The 9,969-nt window shown below is 72.7% G+C and carries 10 protein-coding genes and 2 pseudogenes; 7 read left to right on the top strand and 5 right to left on the bottom strand.

All coding sequences use genetic code 11. The annotated features are described in order from the left end of the window. The 3 genes and pseudogenes from AB0J39_RS35170 to AB0J39_RS35160 form a co-directional block, all read right to left on the bottom strand. Positions 1-521: pseudogene (locus tag AB0J39_RS35170) on the bottom strand (glycosyltransferase family 9 protein); the annotation flags it as partial. After that, entirely contained in the window at positions 518-1,555 is a 1,038-nt protein-coding gene (locus AB0J39_RS35165; protein WP_363472717.1) for a glycosyltransferase, read from the bottom strand. The pseudogene AB0J39_RS35170 and the gene AB0J39_RS35165, both read right to left, overlap by 4 nt. Next, the gene (locus AB0J39_RS35160; protein ID WP_363472715.1) at positions 1,552-3,192 is read right to left on the bottom strand and encodes a carbamoyltransferase C-terminal domain-containing protein; all 1,641 of its coding nucleotides are present in this window, start codon (positions 3,190-3,192) and stop codon (positions 1,552-1,554) included. The genes AB0J39_RS35165 and AB0J39_RS35160 overlap by 4 nt, the downstream gene beginning before the upstream one ends. A gap of 186 nt (positions 3,193-3,378) precedes the next feature. On the opposite strand from AB0J39_RS35160, the gene AB0J39_RS35155 reads away from it, so the two are divergent. The 4 genes from AB0J39_RS35155 to AB0J39_RS35140 all read left to right on the top strand — a co-directional run bounded on the left by AB0J39_RS35155 (position 3,379) and on the right by AB0J39_RS35140 (position 6,251). Next, positions 3,379-3,957 carry an HAD family hydrolase gene (locus AB0J39_RS35155; RefSeq protein WP_363472713.1) on the top strand — a complete coding sequence of 193 codons (579 nt, stop codon included), beginning with the start codon at positions 3,379-3,381 and terminating at the stop codon, positions 3,955-3,957. A gap of 60 nt (positions 3,958-4,017) precedes the next feature. Then, complete coding sequence (locus AB0J39_RS35150) at positions 4,018-4,971, top strand: glycosyltransferase (RefSeq protein ID WP_363472711.1); 954 nt, start codon at positions 4,018-4,020, stop codon at positions 4,969-4,971. A 113-nt stretch (positions 4,972-5,084) separates the two neighbouring features. After that, a complete protein-coding gene (locus tag AB0J39_RS35145) occupies positions 5,085-5,627 on the top strand; it encodes a nuclear transport factor 2 family protein (protein ID WP_363472709.1) in 543 nt (180 codons plus the stop codon). A gap of 99 nt (positions 5,628-5,726) precedes the next feature. Beyond that, entirely contained in the window at positions 5,727-6,251 is a 525-nt protein-coding gene (locus tag AB0J39_RS35140) for a DUF6789 family protein (RefSeq protein ID WP_363472707.1), read from the top strand. 20 nt (positions 6,252-6,271) lie between these two features. Here AB0J39_RS35140 and AB0J39_RS35135 read toward each other — a convergent pair whose 3' ends face one another. Next, positions 6,272-7,375, bottom strand: coding sequence for an alpha/beta hydrolase (locus AB0J39_RS35135; RefSeq protein ID WP_363472705.1), 1,104 nt, complete (start codon positions 7,373-7,375; stop codon positions 6,272-6,274). Between the two features lie 341 nt (positions 7,376-7,716). Between AB0J39_RS35135 and AB0J39_RS35130 the strand changes: the two are divergent. The 3 genes and pseudogenes from AB0J39_RS35130 to AB0J39_RS35120 form a co-directional block, all read left to right on the top strand. Beyond that, positions 7,717-8,214 (top strand): annotated as a pseudogene (locus AB0J39_RS35130) (histidine kinase dimerization/phosphoacceptor domain-containing protein); the annotation flags it as partial. 220 nt (positions 8,215-8,434) lie between these two features. Next, the gene (locus AB0J39_RS35125; RefSeq protein ID WP_363472703.1) at positions 8,435-8,905 is read left to right on the top strand and encodes a response regulator transcription factor; all 471 of its coding nucleotides are present in this window, start codon (positions 8,435-8,437) and stop codon (positions 8,903-8,905) included. Between the two features lie 233 nt (positions 8,906-9,138). Beyond that, positions 9,139-9,756: a DedA family protein gene (locus AB0J39_RS35120; RefSeq protein ID WP_363472702.1), complete on the top strand. Its 618-nt coding sequence runs from the start codon at positions 9,139-9,141 to the stop codon at positions 9,754-9,756. 39 nt (positions 9,757-9,795) lie between these two features. On the opposite strand, the gene AB0J39_RS35115 is transcribed toward AB0J39_RS35120, so the two are convergent. Beyond that, the coding region (locus AB0J39_RS35115; protein WP_363472719.1) for a LuxR C-terminal-related transcriptional regulator at positions 9,796-9,969 on the bottom strand (174 nt) is incomplete at its 5' end.

The raw sequence follows: 9,969 nt of genomic DNA, 5'->3' as shown, positions 1-9,969 counted from the left end.
AAGAGCCCGCCCCGGTTCCGGTCGACCATCACCGCCCAGTCGGCGGCGTCCGGCGGCAGGTCGAAGCCGGCCGCGCGGGCGAGGCCGAGCATCCGCTCCGGCTCGGGGACGTCCACGCCCTCGTCCACGACATGACGCACGTCGAGCAGGGAGCCGGGGTAGTCCTCGCTGATCGCGGCGATCCGCGGCACCCCGGCCAGCCGCAGCAGCAGGGCCGTCGGCAGCGCCGACTGGTGGAAGGACGTGAAGATCACGGCCGCGTCCGGGCCGACGGCGCGGACCTGCTCCACCAGGCGGGCCGCGTGCTCGGAGGTCATCGGCACCCGGTCGGGGTCGATCCACGGCGCGCGCCACTCCAGGACCCGGTCGACGCCGGGCAGCAGCTCCGCCGCGGCCCGGCCGTACGGGCCGGCGAGCATGACGACCTCCCGCGCCCCGGCGGCGACGGCGCGCACGGCGGGCCCCGCGAGCAGGACGTCGCCCGCGTTGTCGGGCCGCACCACCAGAGCGGTCCCGATCACGAGCGCCTCCCCGTCCGCACCCTCACTTCTCCGGTGATCCGGTGCGCGCAGGCCACCGGAGGGATGACCACGCTGGTCACGGCCATGCGCGCGACCTCCTCCGGCGTACGCGGACCCGGGGCGATGCGGGCCCAGGCGAACTCGGCGGTGAGGCCGAGCCACGCGAGCCCGGCGGCGGCGGCGAGCCGCCTCCGGCGGCCCCCGGCGGCCGCCAGCGTGAGCGCGAGCAGGCCCATGCCGGTGGTGAGGGCGTGCCGCTTGAGCCTGCCCGGGTGGCCGCCGCTGATCACCCGCCAGTCACGCCCGTGCACGTGGCGCATGAGCGCGTCCGACGCGTTGCCGCGCTGGAAGCGCACGCTGGACCAGAAGCCGTCGTCGCGCACCGGGTGGCGGGTCAGCCGCTCCCCCTTGACCAGCGAGAACCCCGCGTTCTCGACCCGCAGCGCGAGGTCGGCGTCCTCGCGGTACGCCCCCGGGAAGCGCTCGTCGAACCCGCCGGTCGCCTCCAGGGCGGTCCTGCGATACGCCATGTCGGCGGTGATCCAGTGCGCGCCGGCCAGGCCGGCGGTGTTGCGCTCGGCGTCGGTCGGGCGGCGGTCCGCGGGCAGCGGCACCTCCAGCTGTCCCTGGCTCCCGCCGACGTTCTCGGGCAGGCGGGCGAGGTCCTCCGTCAGCGCGCGCAGCCAGCCGGGGCCGGGCACGACGTCGTCGTCGAGGAACACCACCCACGGCGTCGTCGCCGCCCGCCACCCGGCGTTGCGCGCGGCGGCCGGGCCCCGCCCGCCCGACCTGAGCACGCGTACGCGATCGGGCACGGGCAGCGGCTCCGGGCTCTCCCCCGGCCGGTCGTCCACCACGATCACCTCGGGTCCGCGACCATGAACGGGTCCGAGGGCGGCGAGTGTGGCGGCCAGGCTCGGCCGGCCGATCGTCGGGATCACGACCGTGACCGCCGGCCCCGTCTGTCCACGCGGATCCGTGTGCGGCTCGCTCGCGGACGCCGTGTTCGTCCCCCGGGTCATCTCTGTCGTCATCCGGCGAACACCGCCCCCCTGCGCACGACGTACGGACCGAGGACGAGCACGTCCACCGGGGCGGAGCCGAAGCACTCCAGCGCGTCGCGGGGGTCGTCGACCATCGGGCGGCCGGCCGTGTTGAGGCTCGTGTTGACCACCACCGGCAGCCCGGTGCGGGCCTCGAACTCCTCCAGCAGCCGGGCCAGCAGCGGGTCGCGCCCGCGTTCGACGGTCTGGATCCGGGCCGTGCCGTCGACGTGGACGACCGCGGGGATCCGGTCGCGCCACTCCGGCCGCACGTCGTGGACGAACAGCATGTAAGGGCTCGGCATCGGGCCCCTGCCGAAGATCGTGGAGGCGCGTTCCGCCAGCACCATCGGGGCGATGGGGCGGAACTGCTCGCGGCCCTTGACGTCGTTGAGCCGCTCGGTGTTGCGGGGGTTGCCGGGGTGTGCCAGCAGGGACCGGCGGCCGAGCGCCCGGGGCCCGTACTCGGCGCGTCCCTGGAACCAGGCGATCACGCGGTCCGCGGCGAGCTCGGCGGCCACGGTCGCGGCGAGGTCGGCGGGACGCTCGTACGGCACCCGCGCCACGTCGAGCCAGGCGCCCAGTTCCTCGTCGCTCCAGCCCCGGCCGAGGTCGGCGCCGGGCATCGGGGTGACGGGGTCGCCGCTCGCCTGGGCGAGGTGCAGCGCTCCTCCGAGCGCTGTGCCCGAGTCGCCCGCCGCGGGCTGCACCCACACCTCCTCGAACGGGCCCTCCGCGAACAGCCGGGTGTTGGCCACGCAGTTGAGCGCCACTCCCCCGGCCATCGTGAGACAACGGGCGCCGGTCCGCTCGTGCAGCCATTTCGCGAGGTCGAGCAGCACCTCCTCCAGGCGGATCTGGACGCTCGCCGCGAGGTCGGCGTGGTCGGCCGTCCACTTCTCGCCCTTGCCGAGCGCCTTGGCGTAGACGCTCCAGTCGATCGGCTCGACCCGGAAGCCCCCGTCGCCCGTCGGGTGGATCAGCTCGCGCATCTCGCGCAGGAAGCGCGGCTCGCCGTAGGAGGCGAGGGCCATCACCTTGTACTCGTCGCTCGACCGGAGGAAGCCGAGGTGCTCGGTGAGGTCCTCGTACATGAGCCCGAGGGAGTGCGGCAGCGCCTGGCTCGCGAGGACGGTCAGCTCGCCGTCCCGGTAGTGCCCGGCGAGGTGCGAGACGGCCTCACCCCGGCCGTCGCAGACCAGCACCGCCGACTCGCGGTACGGCGCGGCCAGCCCGGCCGACGCGGCGTGCGCGATGTGGTGGGGGACGAACCGCACCTGGGCGGCGTCGAGACCCGGCAGCGCGGTGGCCAGGAAGTTGGGCGCGCGGCGGGCGTAGGCGGTGCGCAGGTCCTCCCAGCGCTCGTCCTGTCCGGGCCCCCCGGGCACCACGAGGGCGGGGTCGTAGGAGTAGGCGACGCCGTCGAGGTCCTCGGGCCGCAGACCGGCCTGTTCGAGGCACCACGCGGCGGCCAGCTCGGGCAGCTCCCAGGCGGAGAAAGGGACCGGGCGCTTGCCGTGCTTGCGCCGGCTGAAACGCTCTTCTTCCGCTGCGGCGATCACCTCACCATCCACGACCAGCGCGGCGGCTGGATCATGAAAGATCGCGTTTATCCCCAAGAACCGCATCGGTTTCCCTCCGTTGCGCAGTGGAGGTCTGGTTACCGAGAGAAGCGCTACTAAACACTCCTTTGTAGAGAAGTCGACGTCTGTGGGTGATGCACTCAATAACTGCTACTCTGCGTAACCATCGACCGGTGTTTGCCGCTTTGTCCCCCGGGTAGCCCGGCGGGCGATTCGCGCAGGAGGTCGCTCGTGCATGATCCCGCCCACCGGCCCGCCGCGGTGCTCTTCGACCGTGACGGAACGCTCATTTACGACGTCCCTTACAACTCCGACCCTGATCGCGTCGAGCCCGTCGCAGGGGCCAGGGAGGCGCTCGCCCGGCTCCGCGCGGAGGGCATCGCGGTGGGGATCGTGACCAACCAGTCCGGAGTGGCCAAGGGCCTCATCGCGCCGGAGGCCCTCCGGGCCGTGAACGACCGGGTGGACACCCTGCTCGGCCCGTTCGACGTGTGGGAGGTCTGCCCGCACGACGACGGCGACCGCTGCGACTGCCGCAAACCCGCGCCCGGTCTCGTGCTGCGCGCGGCCCGGCGGCTCGGCGTCCCTCCGGAGGGCTGCGTGGTGATCGGCGACATCGGCCGGGACGTGGAGGCGGCCCGCGCCGCCGGCGCGAGGGGCATCCTCGTGCCGACCCCGGTGACGCTGGCGGAGGAGGTGGCGGCCGCCCCCGAGGTGGCGCCCGACCTCGCCGCGGCGATCGATCTGGTGCTCGCGGGGATTCAGCTCACAGCTGAGGATGAGGAGGGCGGGACCAGGGCAGGTGGGTGAGGCAGCGACAGGAGGCACGGTGTTCCGTTGCCTGCAGGACGACGGACGGGGAGCGACGCGATGAAGATCATGGTCTGGCACGTCCACGGTTCGTGGACCACCTCCTTCGTGCACGGGGCGCACGAGTATCTGGTTCCGCTCACCCCCGACCGCGGTCCCGACGGGCGGGGCCGGGCCGACACCTATCCCTGGCCCGGCAGCGTGCGGGAGGTCCCGTACGACCGGTTCGCCGCCGAGGACGTCGACGTGGTCGTCTACCAGCGGCCGCACGAGATCGACCTGGCCCGCGAGTGGCTGGGGCGCGACGTGCCCGGCGTCTACGTGGAGCACAACACCCCTGCGGGGGACGTGCCCAAGAGCCGCCACCCGCTGGCCGACCGGGACGACATCCCGCTCGTCCACGTCACCCACTTCAACGACCTGTTCTGGGACTCCGGGCGTGCCCCGACCCATGTCATCGAGCACGGCGTGGTCGACCCCGGCTACCTCTACACCGGCGAGCTGGCCCGCGCGGGCGTGGTCGTCAACGAGCCGATCCGGCGCTGGCGGGTCGCGGGGACCGACCTGCTGCCCACGTTCGCCGCGACGGCCCCGCTCGACGTGTTCGGTATGAAGGTGACGAACCTGCCGTCCAAGCTCGGCCTGGACAGGGAGATGGAGGCGTTCGAGGACCTCCCGCAGGCCGCCATGCACGCCGAGCTGGCCAGGCGGCGGGTCTACCTGCACCCCTACCGCTGGACCTCGCTCGGCCTGTCGCTCATCGAGGCCATGATGATCGGCATGCCGATCGTCGCGCTCGCCACCACCGAGGCCGTGGAGGCGGTGCCGCCGGAGGCCGGTGTCGTCTCGACCAAGCTGCCCACCCTGCTGCGCGCCCTCGACCGGTTCGCCAACGAGCCCGAACTCGCCGTCCAGGCCGGTAAGGCGGCCCGCGCGGCCGCGCTGGCCCGCTACAACCTCGACCGCTTCCTCGCCGACTGGGACAGGTTGCTCACCTCGATCGTCCCGGCATGATCCGTCGATGGGCCGGCCCCGTCACCTATGGCGTTCCTGGAGAAGGCCTTACCCCCGGATGAGGCCGGCCTGTCCTCCCCCGGACGTACGCTGCAGGGTGGCAAGGGGGAGCCATGCCCGATTCCCGGGAGATCCACGACGCGTTCGCGGAGGCACTCCGCACGCACGACAACAGGCGCCTCCTGGACTGTTTCCACCCGGACGCCGTTCTCGTGACCCCCGTCGGCATGGTCGAGGGGCACGAACAGATCGAGTGGTATTTCGGCCAGTTCTTCTCCACCGTGCCCGACCTGACGACCGAGGTCACCACGATGCGGGTCCACGGTGACACCATCGCCGTCGAATGGGTCACGTCGGGGAGCCAGGCGGGCGGGATGCTGCTCCCGGACGGCACCGAGATCCCCGGCACCGGCTACCCCGTCCGCTGGACGGGATGCGGGATGTGGACGGTGGAAGACGGCAGATTCGTCACCGGGCGCATCTACTACGACCAGCTGGCTCCTTACATGTCGTTGGGCTGCCGGCTCGTACAGGCCGAGCCCGGCTCCGCGGCCGTCCCCGTGGGTGCCCCCGATCCGGAGACCGGACCCCCGTCCGCCGCCGAGTCCCGCGCCGGCGCCATCCGCCGCCTTCTCCGCAGGCTCGCCGGCCGGTGACCCTCCCTGCGGGCAGGCCACTGCGGGGATCTTGAAGGTTTACCGAAGACGGGGCACCGCGAGGGCAGGTGATCCATCCGGGGTGGGAAGAGGCTCCTCATGATGCGCAACCTGGTGAACGGCGCCGTCGGCGGCGCGCTCGCGACGGCCGTGTACAGCGCGATGCTGATGGCGGCGGACAAGGCCGGCGTGCTGGAGGAGCCCCCGCCGCGGCGGTTCGCGCGGCTGACCCTTCCCGGACGCGACAAGCCCAAGAGGGGCGAGAACGTGCTCGGGACGATCGCGCACTTCGCGTTCGGTTCCTCCTGCGGCTCCGTGCTCGGCCTGCTGTCGGCCGGTCAGCGGGTGCCCGTCCCGATCGGCACGGCGTACGGGTTGCTGGTGTGGTATTTCGGCTACCAGGGCCTCGCGCCGAGCATCGGCGCGTACCCGCCCGTGCCCAAGGACCGCGTGGGACGCCAGGCCGCGCTGCTGGCGGGGCACCTGCTGTGGGGCACCGCGCTGGCCCTCGCGCTCAACCGGGTGCGGACCGAGAAGGCGCCGCTGACCGCCGAGATCGCTCCCCGCGTGCGCGAGCAGGTCCGGCGCGTCATGCCCACCCCCCAGCCCGTCTCCGCACGCTGATCCGGCCCGCGCCCGTCCGGCTACCAGAAGCTGGCTTCCGGATACTTCGCCGACGGCCCGTCCAGCAGCGGCCGCCGCTCGCCCTTCAGGTGGATGTCGAGAAAGGCGGTGACGTAGTCCCGGGTGATCCGCAGGGATCGCTCACCGTTCATCGGGGAGACCCGCATGCCGAGCTGCGGCCCGAGCACCGCGTAGTCGACGAAGCTCACGTGCTCGGCACCGGTGACGGTGAGCCAGCGCTTCCACGCGCCGGTGACATGCGGCCAGAACAGGTCCCACGACTTCGGCTCTCCGCCGGCGACCGGCTGCTGCCGAGGGTTGCCGATCATCATGAACGGCTTGGTGATCGGCTTGGCGGGGGTCGTGGGGTTGTAGGAGCCGTCCAGGTTGACCGCGGCCGTGATGCGGTCGCTCACGGCGAGCAGGTGGGCGGCGCTCTGGCCGCCGACCGAGTGCCCGACCATCGCGATCCTGCTCTCGTCGATCAGCCGGTTCCAGCGCCTCGTCCGCTCCAGCCGGTCCAGCACGAACGTCGTGTCCGCCGCCCGCACCCGGGCGACCTTCTCCCCCAGCTCCGGGGTCTGACCACCCGCACCGGCCTCGAACGTGACGGTCCTGCCGTCGGGGAACGTGGTGGCGACCGACTCGTAGGTGTGCTCGATGCCCGCGACCACGTAGCCCCGGCTCGCGAACTTCTCGGCCAGCGAGGTCAGCGTGGCCCGTGGCATGGTCATGCCGGGCGACACGACAACCAGCGGCCATCCGCCCTTCTTCGCCAGCGCGGGCGTGTCGGCGCGGGCGTACGTCCTCGTCTTCGTGAGCGTGGCCGGCGGGAGGTCCTTCAGCTGGGGGAACCCCTTGAGGATCAGCGCCGACTCCTGCGGGGTGACGTACGGCGCGGCCGGGCCCTTCGCCCTCACGGCCGGATACCAGAGGGAGACCATCAGCTCTCGTGGCCTGCCGTCCACCCAGGGGTCGGGCCGGCGGGAGTCGACCAGGTGGACGTCGGACCGTCCGACGGCGTAACGCCCTGTCGGAGCGGGCAGGGCGGGCTCGGGGGCGGCGGTGGCGCCGCCGGTGAGGGGGGCCAGGGCGATCGTGCCGGCGATGAGGAGGTTCTTCATGCCCGTCACCCTGCCGCCCGGTGCTGCCCTACCGTCCCCTGCGAAGGTCACGCGGCGTGCGCGACTTTCGTAGGGGGTCGCTCCGCCGGAGGCCCCAATAGCCTCTGATCGTGACTTCTACCGGCTGGGGCATCCTGGATCGGGCCCTGCCGTGGGCGCTCGGCGGCGTGGTGTTCCTGCTCTGCGCGGGCTCCGCGTACGGCTGGGCCGGTGTCGCGACGACGCTGCCCGCCCCGGTGGCCCTGGCGATCGCCGCTGCCGCGGCGGCGGCCGCCGTCGTCGCCAGGCGTTCGGTGTGGCCGGTGACCGTGGTGGCGGCCGTCGCCTACATCTGGCCGGCCATGTGGCCGCCGGCGGTGGTGGCCTCCTACTACGCGGGCCTGCACCTGGGGCGCCGTCGGACCCTGTGGCTCTACGCGGCCGGTGCGTCCGCCGTGTGGGCGCTGGGCGGAGTCGTTTCCTGCCTGAGCGGCGGCCACCGGGCGCTGACGATGGGCTCCTCGCCCAACGTGCTCATCCTGGGTGGTGCGCTGGTCGGGCTTCCGCTGGTGGCCGGCCTGTGGAGCCACGCCAGGCGGCAGGTGCTCGTGGCCATGCGCGAACAAGCCGAACAGCTGGTGCGGGAACAGGTCCTGCGCGCGGATCAGGCACGCGCCCAGGAACGCGCCCGCATCGCGCGGGAGATGCACGACGTGGTCGCGCACCGGGTGTCGCTGATGGTCCTGCACGCCGGTGCCTTGGAGGTCGGCGCGCCGGACGAGCGTACGGCCCGGGCGGCCGCCCTGATCGGCGACGTCGGCAGGGAGGCTTTGGGCAACCTGCGCGAGGTGCTCGGCGTGCTGCGCGCGCAGGGCACCTCCCGCGACCCGCAGCCCACACTGGCCGACCTCGACCGGCTGCTCGCGCAGTCTCGCGCTCTCGGTCTCGTGGTCAACCGGCGCGACGAGGGCCCGGCCCGCCCGCTCGGGCAGTCCGCGGAACGCACCGCCTACCGGGTGGTGCAGGAGGCGCTGACCAACGCGCACAAGCACGCCGGCGGCGCCGAGACAGACGTGCTCGATGGACGGCCTCACCGCCGCGGGACGGCTCCTACGCGGTGCCGGCGCCCCGAAGGTGGTCATGCTGACCACCTTCGACCTGGACGAGTACGTCCACGAGGCGCTGCGTCTCGGCGCCGTGGGGTTCCTGCTGAAGGACACCCCGCCACGTGAACTCATCACCGCGGTCCACACGGTCGCCGAGGGCAACGCGATGCTCTCCCCCGCCGTGCTGAAGCGGCTTCTCGGCTCGTTCGTGCACAAGGCGCCCTCGCGCGCCGAGGTCGCACGCGAGCGGCTCGCCGCACTCACGGCGAGGGAGGAGGACGTGGTCAGAGCGCTGGCACGCGGCCTGTCCAACGCCGAGATCGGGCGGGAGCTGAAGCTGTCGGAACCGACCGTGAAGGCGCACGTGAGCCGGCTGCTCGCCAAGCTGGGCCTGGCCAACAGGGTGCAGGCGGCGATCCTCGTGCACGACGCCGACCTCGCCTGACGCCGGCGTCCGCCGCCCGGCCCGGGCTTCGCCATACGAAAGTAGGGGTGCCACCCGCCGATCGTCCGATGTGCCGTGACCTGCGGAGTGCCTAACTTCATGGGGTGCCGGCCCTGACCCGCGGCCCTGATCCCTGTAGGGGATGAGCCCGCGTCCGACCCGGGATCTCCCGGATGTCCCCGGTGCTCCCTGGCCGACACGGTGTATGGGTCCCAACGATCGGAGTCACGCTGATGTCGCACGCCCTCCTCGACCTGGTGCAGCAGGTGATGTCGTCGCCCTGGTTATATGTGGCGCTTTTCGCCCTGGCGCTGCTCGACGGGTTCTTCCCTGTCGTGCCGGCCGAGACCTCGGTGATCACCGCCGCGGTGTTCGCCGCTTCGGGCGAGACCAACCTGGCCCTGGTCATCCTGGTCGCGGCTCTCGGGGCCTTCGCCGGTGACCACATCTCCTATTTGATCGGAAACAGGTCGGGGGGCAGGTTGCGGGAGAAGAAGGCGTTCGTCTGGGCGCGGAACGCGCTGGCCGAGCGGGGCGGTCTCGTCCTGGTCGTGGCCAGGTACATCCCCGGCGGGCGAACCGCGACCACGCTCACCATGGGCGCCGTACGGCACCCGTTGCGCTCGTTCACGCTCTTCGACGCGATCGCGGCGGGCTCGTGGGGGGTGTACTCCGGTCTGATCGGCTTCTTCGGCGGGATGGCGTTCGAGAACGACCCGATCAAGGGCCTGCTCCTCGGTCTCGGCATCGCGCTGTCGATCGCCATGGTCGTCGAGCTGGTGAGGTGGCTCAGGAAACGACGCGCCGTCCGGCTCTCCCCGGAGCGTCTTCCCGCGGGCACGTCCGCCTGACCCTGTCGTCACGGCTCACGCCCGGGCACCGGCCCCCGCTCACACGGCGGCGCGCAGGTAGGCGAGGACGGCGAGCACCCGGCGGTGGTCGTCGGCGTCCGGAGGGAGGTCGAGCTTGGCCAGGATGCTCGCGATGTGCTTGGCGACGGCCGCCTCGGAGACGAACAGCGCGCGGGCGGTCGCGGCGTTGGAGCGGCCCTCCGCGACCAGGGC

Origin of the sequence: Microbispora sp. NPDC049633 (assembly GCF_040675265.1) — a bacterium.
GTDB lineage: Bacteria > Actinomycetota > Actinomycetes > Streptosporangiales > Streptosporangiaceae > Microbispora > Microbispora maris.
Note: the sequence above shows the minus strand (reverse complement) of the source record. Positions and strands in the feature narration are given on the sequence as shown.